Below are 16,986 nucleotides of genomic sequence, written 5' to 3'. Positions count from 1 at the left end.
CAGTCTATTGGACGGCATACAAGAACGCTATATTTATAAGATTAACGCGCTGCATAACCATGTTGGACGCACAAATATAAAAAACGCCACGACCCAGCGTGGCGTTCCCCGAGTTCATCCGTGATTTATGAACGCTTCATCATATCGAAGAATTCATCGTTGGTTTTGGTCATCGCCAACTTGTTAATCAGGAACTCCATCGCGTCAATCTCACCCATGGGGTGGATAATTTTACGCAAAATCCACATCTTCTGCAGTTCTTCAGACGTGGTAAGCAACTCTTCTTTACGCGTACCGGAACGATTGTAGTCGATGGCCGGGAAAACGCGTTTTTCAGCGATCTTACGCGCCAGATGCAGTTCCATGTTACCGGTGCCCTTGAACTCTTCGTAAATCACTTCATCCATCTTGGAACCGGTATCCACCAGCGCTGTGGCAATGATAGTCAAACTACCGCCTTCTTCAACGTTACGCGCCGCGCCGAAGAAACGTTTGGGACGATGCAGGGCGTTGGCGTCCACACCACCGGTCAGCACCTTGCCCGACGCCGGCACCACGGTGTTGTAGGCGCGCGCCAGACGGGTGATGGAGTCCAGCAGAATGATGACGTCTTTTTTATGCTCGACCAGACGCTTCGCTTTTTCGATCACCATTTCGGCGACCTGAACGTGGCGGGAGGCCGGCTCGTCAAAGGTAGAGGCAATCACTTCGCCTTTCACCAGACGCTGCATTTCGGTCACTTCTTCCGGACGTTCATCAATCAGCAGCACCATCAGCACGCAGTCGGGATGATTATAGGCGATGCTTTGCGCAATGTTCTGCAACAGCATGGTTTTACCGGCTTTCGGCGGCGCCACGATCAGTCCGCGCTGGCCGCGGCCGATGGGGGATGCCAGATCCAGTACGCGGGCGGTCAAGTCTTCGGTTGAGCCGTTACCGCGCTCCATACGCAGGCGGGAGTTCGCATGCAGAGGGGTAAGGTTTTCAAACAGGATCTTGTTGCGGGCGTTTTCAGGCTTATCGTAGTTGACTTCATTGACTTTCAGCAGCGCAAAGTAGCGTTCGCCTTCTTTCGGCGGGCGGATCTTGCCGGAAATGGTATCACCGGTACGAAGGTTGAAACGGCGAATCTGGCTGGGGGAAACGTAGATATCATCAGGACCGGCGAGGTAGGAGCTGTCTCCTGAACGGAGGAAACCAAATCCATCCTGCAATATTTCCAGCACGCCGTCGCCGAAAATATCTTCGCCGCTTTTAGCATGCTGTTTCAGAATGGCGAAGATAATGTCCTGTTTGCGCATGCGGGCCAGGTTTTCCAGCCCCATATTTTCGCCAAGAGTAATTAACTCGGAAACTGGCGTATTCTTTAATTCGGTAAGATTCATAGTGGTGGGTTCTTAAACTCGGGGTAAATCTCGAACTAGTAACGTGAATGGTATGGCAGGATCATCCGTGCCTCTATAACGGCCTTCAATCGCTGAGTACCTGTTTTGTTTCACACTTAAGAGGCGCAGAATCTGCACAAAACGACGGCAAGAGATCGAAGACACATAAAACCAATTATTTTAAAACTATTAGATTGCCCAAATCGGATGACGAACATTTTTTGTAAATCAATGACTTTCCGATTTTGACACAGAGTAATGCTTTAGACTCAAACTTTCAGGCTTAAGCTTAAGGGCTTAAACATAGGTAAGTACGATATGCAGTGTTGACGAATCTAGCACGCTTCACGACGGGCGGCAAGCGGTCAATATGAGAATTGCTCATTGGCCGATTGCCCCCATGGGGATTTACAAATTAGCGGTCAGGAACTCTTTCAGTTGCCCTTTGGACAAGGCGCCCACTTTGGTTGCCGCGACTTCGCCGTTCTTGAACAGCAGCAGCGTGGGAATACCGCGGATGCCGTATTTCGGCGCGGTGGCCGGGTTCTCGTCAATGTTGAGTTTGGCGACGGTCAATTTACCGTCGAACTCCTCGGCGATCTCATTCAGAATAGGAGCGATCATTTTACAGGGACCGCACCACTCAGCCCAGAAATCAACCAGGGTTACGCCCTCAGCCTGCAATACTTCCGTATCGAAACTGCCGTCAGTCAGGTGAATAATTTTATCGCTCATGTTTTACTCCACAGGATTATCTCAACCTTGTTGGTGTAGATTAACCAACAATAAGGTTGACTTTATTTCACTGGATACGCTTTCGTAAAGCAATAGTTAGCTGATATTCTACCACACTATGAGCAAAACACACTTAACCGAACAGAAGTTTTCCGACTTCGCCCTGCACCCGCAGGTTATAGAAGCTCTTGAAAGTAAAGGGTTTCATAACTGTACGCCGATTCAGGCGTTAACATTACCCCTGGCTTTGTCAGGACGTGATGTCGCGGGTCAGGCGCAAACCGGTACCGGCAAGACGCTGGCTTTTTTGGCGTCTACTTTCCATTATCTGCTTTCACACCCCGCCAACGCGGAGCGTCAGACCAATCAACCGCGGGCGTTGATTATGGCGCCGACCCGTGAATTAGCCGTACAGATTCACGCCGACGCGGAAGCGCTTTCCCGTCAGACCGGATTAAAACTCGGTCTCGCCTACGGCGGCGACGGTTACGATAAACAACTCAAGGTGCTGGAAAGCGGCGTCGATATTCTGGTTGGCACCACAGGTCGCCTGATCGACTACGCCAAACAGAACCATATTAATCTGGGCGCCATCCAGGTCGTTATTCTCGATGAAGCCGACCGCATGTACGACCTCGGCTTTATCAAGGATATTCGCTGGCTGTTCCGCCGCATGCCGCCCGTTACCCAGCGCCTGAACATGCTTTTCTCCGCCACGCTCTCCTACCGCGTGCGCGAACTGGCCTTCGAACAGATGAACAATGCGGAATACGTGGAAGTCGAACCGGACCAAAAAACCGGCCACCGCATCACCGAAGAGCTGTTTTATCCGTCCAATGAAGAAAAAATGCGCCTGCTGCAAACGCTTCTTGAGGAAGAGTGGCCGGATCGCTGCATCATTTTCGCCAATACCAAACACCGCTGCGAAGATATCTGGGGCCATTTGGCCGCCGACGGCCACCGCGTCGGTCTGTTGACCGGCGACGTGGCGCAGAAAAAACGCCTGCGCATTCTGGATGATTTCACCAATGGCAATCTGGACATTCTGGTCGCCACCGACGTCGCGGCGCGCGGCCTGCACATTCCGTTGGTGACCCATGTCTTCAACTACGATCTGCCGGATGATTGCGAAGACTATGTTCACCGTATCGGCCGCACCGGCCGCGCAGGCGAAAGCGGCTTCTCCATCAGCCTGGCCTGCGAGGAATATGCGCTGAACCTGCCGGCCATTGAAACTTATATCGGCCACGGCATTCCGGTCAGTAAATACAACAGCGACGCGCTGCTTAACGATTTGCCGGCGCCGAAGCGTTTAACGCGGCCTCCGCGTTCCAATGGCGGCCCGCGCAGGCACAACTCGCCGCGCCGCAGCGGCCCGCCGCGCAATACTCGTAAACGGCCGGGTTGATCGCCAATGCCCAGCTCTTCTTCACTTTATGCCGCCGTCGATCTCGGCTCCAACAGCTTTCATATGCTGGTCGTCAGGGAAGCCGCGGGCAGTATTCAGACGCTGGCGAAAGTAAAGCGCAAAGTCCGCCTGGCGGCCGGGCTGGATAAGCAGCACCGGCTATCGCCGGAAGCGATGCAGCGAGGTTGGCACTGCCTGCAGCTCTTTGCAGAGCGTCTGCAGGATATCCCGCGCGAGCAGGTGCGCGTCGTCGCCACCGCCACCCTGCGGCTGGCCACCAATGCCGACGAATTCCTGCAACAGGCCAGTCGCATACTGGGCCTGCCGGTGCAGGTTATCAGCGGCGAAGAAGAAGCCCGGCTTATCTATCAGGGCGTAGCCCATACCACCGGCGGCCCGGAAAAACGTCTGGTGGTCGATATCGGCGGCGGCAGCACCGAACTGGCCGCCGGCACCGGCGCGCAGGCCACGCGGTTAATCAGCCTGCCCATGGGGTGCGTAACCTGGCTGGAGCGCTACTTCGGCGATCGCCATCTGGAAAGCGGCAATTTCGAGCGCGCCGAACAGGCCGCCCGCGACATGTTGCGGCCGGTTGCGGCGTCCCTGCGTGAACAGGGTTGGCAGATCTGCGTCGGGGCGTCGGGCACCGTACAGGCGTTACAGGAAATTATGGTCGCCCAGGGGATGGATGAATATATTACCCTGGCGAAGCTTCAGCAGTTGAAACAGCATGCGATCCAATGCGGTAAGCTGGAGGAGCTGGAAATTGAAGGGCTGACGCTGGAACGGGCGCTGGTTTTCCCCAGCGGGCTGGCCATTCTGCTGGCGGTTTTTCATGAGCTCGAAATTAACTGCATGACGCTGGCCGGCGGCGCGCTGCGCGAGGGTCTGGTCTACGGCATGCTGCATTTGCCGATTGAGCGGGACATTCGTCATCGCACGCTGCACCATCTGCAACGCCGCTATCTGCTGGACGTCGAACAGGCCGAACGGGTAAGCGCGGTGGCCGATACTTTCCTGAGGCAGGTCGCCCGGGACTGGCAGTTGGACGACCGATGTCGCGAGCTTCTGCATAATGCCTGTCTGGTACACGAAATTGGTCTGAGTATCGATTTTCGCCAGTCGCCGCAGCATGCGGCCTATCTGATCCGCCATAGCGATCTTCCCGGTTTTACTCCCGCGCAAAAGAAACTGTTGGCCACCCTGCTGCAAAACCAGAGCAACCCCGTCGATCTGATGCCGCTGAGCCAGCAAAACGCGTTGCCGGCAATCCAGGCGCAACGCCTGTGCCGTTTGCTGCGTCTGGCGATTATTTTCGCCAGCCGCCGCCGCGACGATACCCTCCCCGCGATACGCTTGCGGGTGGATATCTCCAGCGACGGCTTGCACGTTACACTGCCCGCCGGCTGGATGGCGCGGCATCCGCTGCGGGCGGAAGCGCTGGAACAGGAAAGCCGCTGGCAAAGCTATGTTCACTGGCCGTTGATTCTGGAAGAGAACCCCATTTAATCTCAACGGGTTGTGACTTCGTCCGCCCGTATTAACCTCTCCGTTTGCACTCTCGCCCGTTGTTCTGTGATCCCCTTCAGGTACAAAAAGAAACATTGGGTTTATTTTTATAAAACATCGTTTCTTTTATAAAAATAAAATAGCCATTCCCTCTGTAAGGCTAATAACCTTAACCCGATACACTCTGAGGAAGGATAAACATGCGATCTTCTATCCGTTACCGGTGCGGTATGTTTGCCGCGATATTAAGCCTGACCGCCGCGCCGATTACCCTTGTTGCGGCAGCCTCGCCGCCGGCGCCGCAAAATTTGCAGGTTCCCACCCTGGCCTATGACGATCGCAGCATCGTTCTGGTATGGGAAGCCCCGGAAGAAAAGGGCGATATTGTTGATTATCACCTTTACCAGGATGGAAAATCCCTGGGACTCGCCAGCCGGAACAACGATAGACACTCTCCGGCCAAGCCCTATATCAATGCATTTTACGCCGGCGACGAACGCGCTTTTCATCATAAGATTGCGATACACAATTTTAAGGCTGAAGGGCTGCAACCCGGCACCGAATACCGCTTCACCGTCAAAGCGGTCTATGAGGACGGCTCGCTTTCCGCCGCCAGCAATATCGTGAGCGCGAAAACCGCCGTCTTCCCCCAGGTGGTGAATATTAATGAATTTGGCGCCAAAGCGGACGGTAACACGCTGAATACCGCAGCGATCCAGCAGGCCATCGATGCCTGTAAACCCGGTTGCCGGGTCGATGTTCCCCGCGGGATTTACAAGACCGGCGCGCTGTGGTTAAAAAGCGATATGACGCTGAATCTGCAAGACGGCGCCGTTCTGCTGGGCTCGGATAATCCCGCCGACTATCCGGCCGGTTATCGGCTCTATCCTTACTCCACCACCGAACGCCCGGCGTCGTTGATTAATGCCATCGATGCCGAAAGTTCGCACCCCGGCACGTTTCGCAATATTCGCATCGTCGGCAAAGGGATGATCGACGGCAACGGCTGGCGGCGAACCGCAAAAGGTGAAATAAAGGACGAATTAGGCGGGACGTTGCCGCAGTACGTCGCCAGTAAAAACAGTAAGGTACACGAAGACGGCGTCCTGGCTAAACATCAGGTCGAGCAGGCCGTCGCCGGCGGAATGGACCTCAAAACCGCCTACGGACAACGGCGCTCCAGCCTGATCACCCTGCGCGGCGTGGAAAATGTCTATCTGGCCGACTTTACGGTGCGCAACCCGGCGTTTCACGGGATCATGAATCTGGAAAACCATAACGTGGTGGCAAACGGTTTGATCCATCAAACCTATGACGCCAACAACGGCGACGGCATCGAATTCGGCAATAGCAAAAACGTAATGGTATTCAATAACTTTTTCGACACCGGCGATGACTGCATCAACTTCGCCGCCGGGACGGGAGAAAAAGCCCGCCGGCAGGAAGCCATGAACGGCGCCTGGCTGTTCAATAACTATTTCCGCATGGGGCACGGCGCCATCGTGACCGGCAGCCACACCGGCGCCGGGATTGAAAATATCATCGCGGAAAACAACGTCATGTATCTGACCGACGTCGGTTTACGGGCGAAAAGCACCACCGATATCGGCGGCGGCGCGCGCAATATTCTGTTCCGCAACAACGCCATGAAGGATATCGCCAAACAGGCGGTGGTGATCACGCTGAGCTACTCCGATGTCAATGCGAAAATTGATTATCCGCCGTCAACGACGCCCGCCCGGTTCCATGATTTCCTGATAAAAAATGTCACGGTACAAGGCACGACGGGTAACTCTCCGTCCATTGAAATCAAAGGGAACAGCGCGAAAAACGCCTGGCACAGCGACATCCACTTCGCTAACGTCAAGCTGGAGAATGTTCCGCCGACGGCGATCGGCGACTTACGCAACAGCCGGTTCGATGGCGTGGTATTCAGCCGGCTGCGCGATGGCGACGCGCCGTGGAATTTCAGCGCCACGGAAAATGTGAGCGTCGACGGTAAAGCTATCAATCCGTAAACCGGAACAGGGCGGGCTCCCCCCGCCCTGACCGTCACTTGCTTGCTTTCGCTTTCGCCAACTGCTCACGGATATTCGCCAGATGACTTTGCCCCTTCTGCATCCGCTCCTGTGGGCTGACCACCTTGCGCTCCGTCTCCCAGATCAGGTCGTCCTGCGGCAACTCAAGCAGGAACCGGCTGGGTCCCGGACGCACCAGTTCCCCGTACTGGCGCCGCTCTTTGCACAGGGTAAAGATCAGCTCCCGCTGCGCGCGGGTAATGCCGACGTACGCCAGACGGCGCTCCTCATCGACATTATCTTCATCAATGCTGCTCTGGTGCGGCAACAGCCCTTCCTCCATGCCCACCAGAAAAACGTAGGGAAACTCCAGACCTTTTGACGCGTGCAGCGTCATTAACTGCACCTGATCCAGCTCTTCCTCATTTTCCCCCCGCTCCATCATATCCCGCAGGGTAAAGCGCGCCACCACCTGGGTCAGCGTCATCGGCTCATCCAGATCCGACCCTTGCAGCATTTCCGTCATCCAGCTAAACAGCTGATTGACGTTTTTCATGCGCATTTCCGCCGCCTTGGGGCTGGGCGAGGTTTCGTACAGCCAGCTTTCGTAGTCCAGCCCGTGGATCAGGTCGCGAACCGCCGCTATCGGTTCAGACTCCGCCCGCCGGGCGACCTCCGCCATCCACTGGGTAAAGCGTTGCAGAGACTCCAGCCCGCGCCCGGTCAGGGACTGGCTTAATCCCAAATCAAAACTGGCGCTGAACAGGCTTTTATTGCGCTGGTTGGCCCACTCCCCCAGCTTCTTCAACGTCGCCGGGCCAATCTCGCGTCTGGGCGTATTGACGATGCGCAAGAAAGCGCTGTCGTCGTCCGGATTGGTCAAGACGCGCAGATAGGCCAGCAGATCCTTGATTTCAGGACGGGAAAAAAATGAGGTGCCGCCGGAAATGCGATAAGGGATGCGGTTCTGCATCAGCATTTTTTCAAATAGCCGGGACTGATGATTGCCGCGATACAGAATGGCGTAGTCGCGATACTCGGTTTTCTTGATAAAATGGTGCGCAATCAGCTCGCCGACCACCCGTTCGGCTTCGTGGTCTTCGTTATTGGCGGTGATGATTTTTAATTCGTCGCCATAGCCCAGCTCGGAGAACAGGCGCTTTTCAAACACGTGCGGGTTATTGGCTATCAGGATATTGGCCGCCTTGAGGATCCGCCCCGAGGAGCGATAGTTCTGCTCCAGCTTGATCACTTCCAGCCTGGGGAAATCCTGCTGCAACAGCACCAGATTCTGCGGCCGCGCCCCGCGCCAGGAGTAAATCGACTGATCGTCGTCCCCCACCACGGTAAAGCGGGCGCGGCTGCCTACCAGCAATTTGACCAGCTCATACTGGCTGGTGTTGGTGTCCTGGTATTCGTCCACCAGCAGATAGCGCAGGCGGTTCTGCCAGCGTTCACGCACCTCGTCATTCCGTTTAAGCAACAGCGTGGGCAGCAGGATAAGATCGTCGAAATCCAGCACGTTGCAGGCGCGCAGATGGTCGTGGTACAGCGCGTAGCAATGGACAAACAGCCGGTCGCGCTCGGAACGCGCCGTTGACGCCGCGCCGGCGGGATCGATAAGATCGTTTTTCCAGTTCGAGATCGTTGACGTCAACTGCTGCAACAGCGTTTTATCATTTTCCAGCCACTGCTCGGTCAGATCTTTCAGCAAGGCCATCTGATCCTGATCGTCAAACAGGGAAAAGTTGGCTTTCATCCCCAGCGCCGCATACTCCCGCTTGATGATCTCCAGACCCAGCGTATGGAAGGTGGCGATGGTCAGCCCGCGGGTTTCCTTGCGTCCCAGCGTTTGCGCCACCCGCTCTTTCATCTCGCGCGCCGCTTTGTTGGTGAAGGTCACCGCGGCGATGTGCCGAGGCTGATAGCCGCACTGGCGGATCAAATGGGCGATTTTATTGGTGATGACGCGCGTCTTGCCCGAACCGGCCCCCGCCAGCACCAGACAAGGGCCGGTAACGAATTCGACAGCATGTTGTTGGCTGGGGTTTAAACGCATAACGATATTGCTCACTCATCAAACGAACGGCGATTGTAGCAGAAAGCCGGCGCGAGAGCTCCCGGACCTAGCCAATGGTCATCAGGCTGGCATTGCCGCCGGCGGCGGCGGTATTGATGCTCAGCGCCCGCTCATGCAGCAACCGCTCCAGCAGAATTCCGCTCTCGCCGCGGGCAAATCCCTGTACGGAAACGATCGGCCCCTCGCGCTCGGCCAATTGCTGGCTCAACTGGCGCAGCCGATCGGCGTCGCCGTGATAGATCACCGCGTCAAACGCCGGCTCCGCCTGCCGCCAGTCGTCACTGAAGCGAATGCGCGACTGCACGGCCTGCGGTAAACGCCGGTGCAACCCTCTTCCCGCCGTCGACTCCACCCACAGGACGCGGCCGCCGACGGCCAGCACGGCGGCGAGCTGCGTCAGCGCATCCTGATCGTCATCCGCCAGACATAACACCCATTCGCGCGGCACCAGCGTATAGCTGTTGCGCTCCCCAGTCGGCCCCGGCAGCAGATAGGTCGTGCCGCCCAGTCCGCTCTCGCCGTAGCGCCGGCAAAGGGCGGCCAGATCGTCGCGCTGTTCGTCCCGCGCCCACTGTTCAAACGCCCGCAACGCGTCCTGCAACGCCGCCCGCGCGGCGGTATCCGCCGTTTGGCCGCCATCCTGTCCGGCCAGCCACCGCGCCACCGCCTCGTCCGGGCGATGCGACAGCAGGCGGTACAGATACAGCGGCCCGCCCGCTTTCGGCCCGGTGCCCGATAATCCCTCCCCGCCAAACGGCTGAACGCCCACCACCGCGCCCACCATATTGCGGTTGACGTACTGATTCCCCACGCGGGCTTCCCCGGTCACGCGGGCGATGGTTTCATCAATGCGCGTATGCAGGCCCAGCGTCAGGCCGTAGCCGGCCGCGTTAATCTGCCCGATAAGCGCGTTCAGGTTCTGACTCTGATAGCGCACCACATGCAACACCGGCCCGAATACCTCCTGCTCCAATTCGTCAAAACTCTCCAGCTCAATCAGCGTCGGCTTGACGAAGGTGCCGCGCTGCCACTCCCGGCGCTCCTCCGGCCGCGCCGCCTGGAATACCGTGCGCCCTTTGGCCCGCATGGCCTGAATATGCCGTTCGACGGCCTGCCGGGCATCCGCGTCGATCAGCGGCCCGATATCGGTGGAGAGGCGTTCGGGATTCCCCATGCGGTATTCGGCCATCGCGCCGCGCAGCATCTGCAAGGTATGCTCCGCCGCGTCCTCCTGGATACACAATATCCGCAGCGCCGAACAACGCTGGCCGGCGCTGTCGAAAGCCGAGGCGATAACGTCGGTCACCACCTGTTCCGTCAGCGCGGACGAGTCGACAATCATCGCGTTCAGCCCGCCGGTTTCGGCAATAAACGGGATGGGATGCCCCTGCGCATCGAGACGCCCGGCGATGCTGCGCTGCAACAAACCGGCGACCGCCGTCGAGCCGGTAAACATCACGCCGCGGATCCGGCTGTCGTCGACCAGCGCCGCGCCGACGGTTTCGCCCCGTCCCGGCAGCAGTTGCAGCACCCCGGCGGGCACCCCCGCCTCCAGCAGGATACGCACCGCCTGGGCGGCGATCAGCGGCGTTTGTTCCGCCGGTTTGGCCAACACGCTATTGCCGGCGGCCAGCGCCGCCGCCACCTGACCGGTAAAAATCGCCAGCGGAAAGTTCCACGGGCTGATACAGACCACCGGCCCCAGCGGCCGATGAGTCTCATTGGCGAACGAATCGCGCGTCTGATTGGCGTAATAACGTAGAAAATCAACAGCTTCACGCACTTCCGCTATCGCATTGTCGAAGGTTTTACCCGCTTCGCGCACCAGCAGCCCCAGCAGATGCTGCAATTGGCTCTCCATCAACGAGGCCGCGTTATTCAGCACCGCCGCCCGCTCCGCCGGCGGCGTGGCAAACCAGATGGCGCCGCCGTTTAGCGCGGCGTCCAGCGCCCGTTCGACATCCGCTTCGCCGGCCTCGCGCACATAGCCGACAATATCGCCGGAGTCCGCCGGGTTGACGATCGGCTGCGCCTCGCCCGGCTCAGACTCGTCGGCCATCAGCGGCCCCGCTTCCCACGGCTGCGCCGCGCTGGTCAGCAGCGCGCTGGACAGGGACGCAAGGCGGTGCTCATTCGACAAATCCAGCCCGCTGGAATTGGGGCGCCCGTCGCCATACAGCCGGCGCGGCAGCGGGATGCGCGGATGGGGCAGGCCGATACGCCCTTCCGCCTCGGCCAGCGCTTCAACATCGCTGACCGGATCGGCCACCAGCGTTTCCAGCGGCAGGCCGGCGTCGGCGATACGGTTGACGAAAGAGGTATTGGCGCCGTTTTCCAGCAGGCGGCGCACCAGATAGGCCAGCAACGTCTCATGGGTACCTACCGGGGCGTAGATGCGGCACGGACGGTTCAGTTTGCCGTCCGCCGCCTTCCCCACCACCTGCTCATACAGCGGTTCACCCATGCCGTGCAGGCACTGGAACTCATACTGGCCGGGGTAGTAGTTGTTGCCGGCCAGGTGATAAATGGCGCTCAGGGTGTGGGCGTTGTGGGTGGCGAACTGGGGATAAATCAGATTCGGCGCCGCCAGCAGCTTACGCGCGCAGGCCAGATAGGAGACATCGGTATAGACCTTGCGCGTATAGACCGGATAGCCTTCCAGACCGTCCACCTGCGCCCATTTGATTTCGCTGTCCCAGTAGGCGCCTTTCACCAGGCGGATCATCAGCCGCCGGCGGCTGCGCTGCGCCATGTCGATCAGGGCGTCGATAACGAACGGACAGCGCTTCTGATAGGCCTGAATAACAAACCCGATGCCGTTCCAGCCGGCGAGCTGCGGTTCGAAACAGAGTTTTTCCAGCAGATCGAGGGAAATCTCCAGCCGATCGGCCTCTTCCGCGTCGATATTGATACCGATATCGTAATGGCGGGCCAGCAACGTCAGCGACAGCAGACGCGGGTATAGCTCATCCAGCACGCGCTGGTACTGCGCCCGGCTATAGCGGGGATGCAGGGCGGAGAGCTTGATGGAAATGCCCGGCCCCTCATAGATTCCGCGCCCGTTGGAGGCTTTGCCGATGGCGTGGATCGCCTGTTGGTAGGAGACCAGGTAAGCCGCGGCGTCTTTTTCCGTCAGCGCGGCTTCGCCCAGCATATCGTAGGAGTAGCGGAATCCCTGCGCTTCCAGCTTGCCGGCGTTCGCCAGCGCCTCGGCGATGGTTTCGCCGGTGACGAACTGCTCCCCCATCAGGCGCATCGCCATATCCACCCCTTTGCGGATCAGCGGTTCGCCGCGTTTGCCGATGATGCGGTTAAGCGAGCTCGACAGGTTGGCTTCGTTATGGGTGGCGACCAGCTTGCCGGTAAACAGCAGCCCCCAGGTGGCGGCGTTGACGAACAGCGACGGGCTGTTGCCGAGATGGGCGTGCCAGTCTCCGCCGCTGATTTTGTCGCGGATCAGCGCATCGCGGGTCGGCTTGTCCGGAATGCGCAGTAAGGCTTCGGCCAGGCACATCAGCGCCACGCCCTCCTGAGAGGAGAGCGAAAATTCCTGTAGCAGCCCCTGCACCATGCCTGCACGGCCGGCGGCCCCTTTTTGCCCGCGCAGCCGCTCGGCGAGGCGATAGGCCATTTTATGGGTAGATTGCGCCATTTCGTCGGGAAGTTTCGCCTGTTCAAGCAACATCGGCACCAGTTCCGTTTCCGGACGGCGGTAGGAGGCGGTGATGGCGGCGCGAATCACCGACTGGGGCAAAACCTGTTCGGCAAAATCCAAAAACGGTTGATGGGTTTCTTCTTCCTGAGATTGCGGCATAATCTCTTCCGCTTCAATGTGGCCGGACGTGGCCGATTGCGGTATCTCAGGAGTATCGGCGTCGCTTTCCAGGCGTTCGAGGTAGTTGAAAACGGCCTGTTTGATCAGCCAGTGCGGCGTGCGATCGATGCGCTGCGCAGCAGCCTTGATGCGGTCGCGCGTTGCCTCGTCGAGTTTGACGCCCATCGTGGTAGAACCCATTCGCTCCACTCCAGTGATTAAAAGTAAATATCGGCCACGTCAATATCGGCCATGTTGCAACTTTGTGCAACCTTGTTAAATAAGGGACGTACACAAGATAATTATTTTCGCCATTGTTAACATTTCGCCGCGCTGGGAAACGGCTCGCACCGCCGGCGAAGAAAAGAAGTACCCGTATAACAAGCTCTTACCCGTATCATTATCAAGGGATTATAACGTGCGATCGCCGGTGTGATTTGCGGCCGGACCGATTATGGGAAATGTGATGTGGAGGGAGAAATATGTAATTCATATGTTAAAAATCCTGTTGGTAACGCACTCGCTCAACTAGGATAACCAACGGCCGCCAAGACGAGTGGCACTTATTGCAACCGATAACACATCCCTTCTGCTCTGCGCCCCGTTCCGGCCAGAGTGGAAAGCCAGGGTTTATCGCAACCACAACGGTGCGCGAATAATAACGAACGTGGAGAGTGAAATGACAATGAGCACACCAATGCTGGTGACTTTTCTGGTGTATATTTTCGGGATGGTACTTATCGGCCTGTTCGCCTATCGCGCCACGCACAATTTCGGCGATTACATTCTGGGCGGACGCCGCATGGGCAGCCTGGTCACCGCCCTCTCCGCCGGCGCGTCGGATATGAGCGGCTGGCTATTGATGGGGCTGCCGGGGGCGATTTTCATTTCCGGCATTTCCGAAAGCTGGATCGCCATCGGCCTGATCATCGGCGCTTACCTCAACTGGAAGTGGGTGGCCGGCCGTTTGCGCGTGCACACCGAAGTCAACCACAACGCGCTGACCCTGCCGGACTATTTCACTCACCGCTTCGAGGACAACAGCAAGCTGCTGCGGGTGATCTCCGCGGTGGTTATTCTGATCTTTTTCACCATTTACTGCGCCTCCGGCGTGGTGGCCGGCGCCCGCCTGTTTGAAAGCACCTTCAACATGAGCTACGGCGCCGCGCTGTGGGCGGGCGCAGCCGCCACCATCGCCTACACCTTTATCGGCGGGTTTCTCGCCGTAAGCTGGACGGACACCGTACAGGCCAGCCTGATGATTTTCGCCCTGATCCTGACGCCGGTGATGGTGATCCTGGCGCTGGGGGGCATCGATACCTCGCTGATGGTGATCGAAGCGAAAAATCCCGCCAATCTGGATATGTTCAAGGGATTGAATTTCATTGCGATTATTTCACTGATGGGCTGGGGACTGGGCTATTTCGGCCAGCCGCACATTCTGGCGCGCTTTATGGCCGCCGATTCCCACCACATCATTCACAGCGCCAGACGCATCAGCATGACCTGGATGATCCTCTGTCTGGCCGGGGCGGTGACCGTCGGCTTCTTCGGCATCGCCTATTTTTCCAACCACCCGGAACAGGCGGGCAACGTTTCGCAGAACAGTGAACGCGTGTTTATCGAGTTGGCCATGCTGTTATTCAATCCGTGGATCGCCGGCGTATTGCTGTCGGCCATCCTGGCGGCGGTGATGAGTACCCTCAGTTGCCAGCTGCTGGTGTGCTCCAGCGCCATCACCGAGGATTTGTACAAACCCTTCCTGCGTAAAAACGCCAGCCAGAAAGAGCTGGTGTGGGTAGGCCGCGCCATGGTGCTGCTGGTGGCGGTTATCGCTATCGCCCTGTCCGCCAACCCGGAAAACCGCGTGCTGGGGCTGGTCAGCTACGCCTGGGCCGGTTTTGGCGCCGCATTCGGCCCGGTTATCCTGATCTCGCTGCTGTGGCCGCGCATGACCCGCAACGGCGCGCTGTTCGGCATGATCGTCGGCGCGGCCACCGTGCTAATCTGGAAACACTACGGCTTTCTGGGGCTGTATGAAATCATCCCCGGCTTCCTGTTCAACTGCGTGACCATCTTTGTGGTCAGCCTGCTGGGACGGGCGCCGTCCAAGGCGATTACCGAACGCTTCCAGCAAGCGGAAACGGAATTCAGATCCATCAAGGAAGTCTGATCCGCCGCCGCGCCCGTTTCTTGTATACAAAAAGGCACCGCGAACGCGGTGCCTGAGATTGCTGACAAAGTCGCCTGTAAGTCGGCGATACCCGGGCCTACCGTACCGAGGGGCGCTCCGGCGGCTTACGCTGCTACGGCCCCTCGCCACGCTCTCCCTAATAACGAGCTTTGTCAATGGCCTGAGGCACCGCGAACGCGGTGCCTTGACGTATTGAGCCGAGGGGTAAACTTAACCGGCGACGGCGATACGTTTCATATCGGTCATATAGCCGCGCAGCGTACGGCCGACCGCTTCGATCGGGTGGTTGCGGATGGCTTCATTGACATCGCGCAGCTGGGCGTTATCCACTTCGGTGGCCGCAACGGCTTTACCCAGATCGCCCGGCTGCAGCGAAGACATGAACTTCTCTTGCAGCAGCGGAACCGCGGCGTTGGCGAACAGGTAGTTGCCGTACTCGGCGGTATCGGAAATCACCACGTTCATTTCGTACAGACGCTTACGGGCGATGGTGTTGGCAATCAGCGGCAGCTCATGCAGCGATTCGTAGTAGGCGGACTCTTCGATGATGCCCGCGCTGACCATGGTTTCGAACGCCAGCTCAACCCCGGCTTTCACCATGGCGATCAGCAACACGCCGTGGTCGAAGTATTCCTGCTCGGCGATTTTACCGTCAAACTGCGGCGCGTTTTCAAACGCCGTTTTGCCGGTTTCCTCGCGCCAGGTCAGCAGTTTGACGTCATCGTTGGCCCAGTCCGCCATCATGCCGCTGGAGAATTCGCCGGAGATGATGTCGTCCATATGTTTCTGGAACAGCGGCGCCATAATCTCTTTCAGCTGTTCGGACAGCGCATAAGCGCGCAGTTTCGCCGGGTTGGACAGGCGGTCCATCATCAGCGTAATGCCGCCCTGCTTCAGCGCTTCGGTAATGGTTTCCCAGCCGAACTGCACCAGTTTTTCCGCATAGGCGGCATCCGCGCCGTCAGCCACCAGCTTGTCGAAGCTCAGCAGAGAACCCGCCTGCAACATGCCGCACAGGATGGTCTGCTCGCCCATCAGGTCGGACTTCACTTCGGCCACGAAAGAGGATTGCAGCACGCCGGCGCGATGACCGCCGGTCGCCGCGGCCCAGGCTTTGGCGATCGCCATGCCTTCGCCCTGCGGATCGTTTTCCGGGTGGACGGCGATCAGCGTCGGCACACCGAAACCGCGTTTGTACTCTTCACGCACTTCGGTGCCGGGGCACTTCGGCGCCACCATCACCACGGTGATATCTTTACGAATCTGCTCGCCCACTTCAACGATATTGAAGCCGTGGGAGTAACCCAGCGCCGCGCCCTGCTTCATCAGCGGCTGAACCGCCTGAACCACCGCGGAGTGCTGTTTGTCCGGCGTCAGGTTAACCACCAGATCGGCCTGCGGGATCAGTTCTTCATAAGTGCCGACGGTAAAGCCGTTTTCGGTGGCTTTACGCCATGAGGCGCGCTTCTCGGCGATTGCTTCCTGGCGCAAGGCGTAAGCGATATCCAGACCGGAGTCACGCATATTCAGCCCTTGGTTCAGCCCCTGGGCGCCACAGCCGACGATCACCACTTTTTTACCTTTCAGGTAACCCGCTTCATCGGCGAATTCGTCACGACCCATAAAACGACACTGACCCAATTGCGCCAGCTGCTGACGCAGGTTCAATGTGTTGAAATAGTTAGCCATGTCATGCTCCGTATACTGTTTTGTTTGTCTGTTATTCGGGAAAGGTTTCCCGCCAGATGGGAAACCATGATGGCACTCATCATATGACAGGAAATGCGTTGCTTAAATTGATATATTAACAACGTCATATTGCAAGATCTGCAAGATAAAATCG

The 16,986-nt window shown here is 58.0% G+C and carries 9 protein-coding genes; 4 read left to right on the top strand and 5 right to left on the bottom strand.

Features of this window, described 5'->3' with window-relative positions:
- Nucleotides 1–125 precede the first annotated feature (125 nt).
- A complete protein-coding gene (rho, locus tag EH206_RS01285; RefSeq protein WP_009111025.1) occupies nucleotides 126–1,385 on the bottom strand; it encodes a transcription termination factor Rho in 1,260 nt (419 codons plus the stop codon).
- 408 nt (nucleotides 1,386–1,793) lie between these two features.
- Entirely contained in the window at nucleotides 1,794–2,120 is a 327-nt protein-coding gene (gene trxA / locus EH206_RS01280) for a thioredoxin TrxA (protein WP_009111024.1), read from the bottom strand.
- A gap of 118 nt (nucleotides 2,121–2,238) precedes the next feature.
- On the opposite strand from trxA, the gene rhlB reads away from it, so the two are divergent.
- From rhlB to EH206_RS01265, 3 genes are all read left to right on the top strand, one after another.
- Nucleotides 2,239–3,528, top strand: a complete 1,290-nt coding sequence (gene rhlB / locus EH206_RS01275; protein WP_009111023.1) for an ATP-dependent RNA helicase RhlB — start codon at nucleotides 2,239–2,241, stop codon at nucleotides 3,526–3,528.
- Nucleotides 3,529–3,534: 6 nt separating this feature from the next.
- Nucleotides 3,535–5,037 (top strand): exopolyphosphatase, encoded by a 1,503-nt coding sequence (gene ppx, locus EH206_RS01270; RefSeq protein ID WP_009111022.1) that lies wholly within the window; start codon nucleotides 3,535–3,537, stop codon nucleotides 5,035–5,037.
- Between the two features lie 200 nt (nucleotides 5,038–5,237).
- Nucleotides 5,238–7,055, top strand: a complete 1,818-nt coding sequence (locus tag EH206_RS01265; protein WP_009111021.1) for a glycosyl hydrolase family 28 protein — start codon at nucleotides 5,238–5,240, stop codon at nucleotides 7,053–7,055.
- A gap of 34 nt (nucleotides 7,056–7,089) precedes the next feature.
- Here EH206_RS01265 and rep read toward each other — a convergent pair whose 3' ends face one another.
- Nucleotides 7,090–9,114, bottom strand: a complete 2,025-nt coding sequence (rep, locus tag EH206_RS01260) for a DNA helicase Rep (protein WP_009111020.1) — start codon at nucleotides 9,112–9,114, stop codon at nucleotides 7,090–7,092.
- Nucleotides 9,115–9,181: 67 nt separating this feature from the next.
- Complete coding sequence (gene putA / locus EH206_RS01255) at nucleotides 9,182–13,150, bottom strand: trifunctional transcriptional regulator/proline dehydrogenase/L-glutamate gamma-semialdehyde dehydrogenase (protein ID WP_009111019.1); 3,969 nt, start codon at nucleotides 13,148–13,150, stop codon at nucleotides 9,182–9,184.
- Between the two features lie 478 nt (nucleotides 13,151–13,628).
- Here putA and putP point away from each other — a divergent pair, with 478 nt between their 5' ends.
- Complete coding sequence (gene putP / locus EH206_RS01250) at nucleotides 13,629–15,122, top strand: sodium/proline symporter PutP (protein WP_009111018.1); 1,494 nt, start codon at nucleotides 13,629–13,631, stop codon at nucleotides 15,120–15,122.
- Nucleotides 15,123–15,353: 231 nt separating this feature from the next.
- On the opposite strand, the gene ilvC is transcribed toward putP, so the two are convergent.
- On the bottom strand, nucleotides 15,354–16,832 hold the full coding sequence (ilvC, locus tag EH206_RS01245; RefSeq protein ID WP_009111017.1) for a ketol-acid reductoisomerase: 1,479 nt from the start codon (nucleotides 16,830–16,832) through the stop codon (nucleotides 15,354–15,356).
- Nucleotides 16,833–16,986 lie beyond the last annotated feature (154 nt).

It is taken from the genome of Brenneria nigrifluens DSM 30175 = ATCC 13028, from assembly GCF_005484965.1.
Classification (GTDB): domain Bacteria; phylum Pseudomonadota; class Gammaproteobacteria; order Enterobacterales; family Enterobacteriaceae; genus Brenneria; species Brenneria nigrifluens.
Note: the sequence above shows the minus strand (reverse complement) of the source record. Positions and strands in the feature narration are given on the sequence as shown.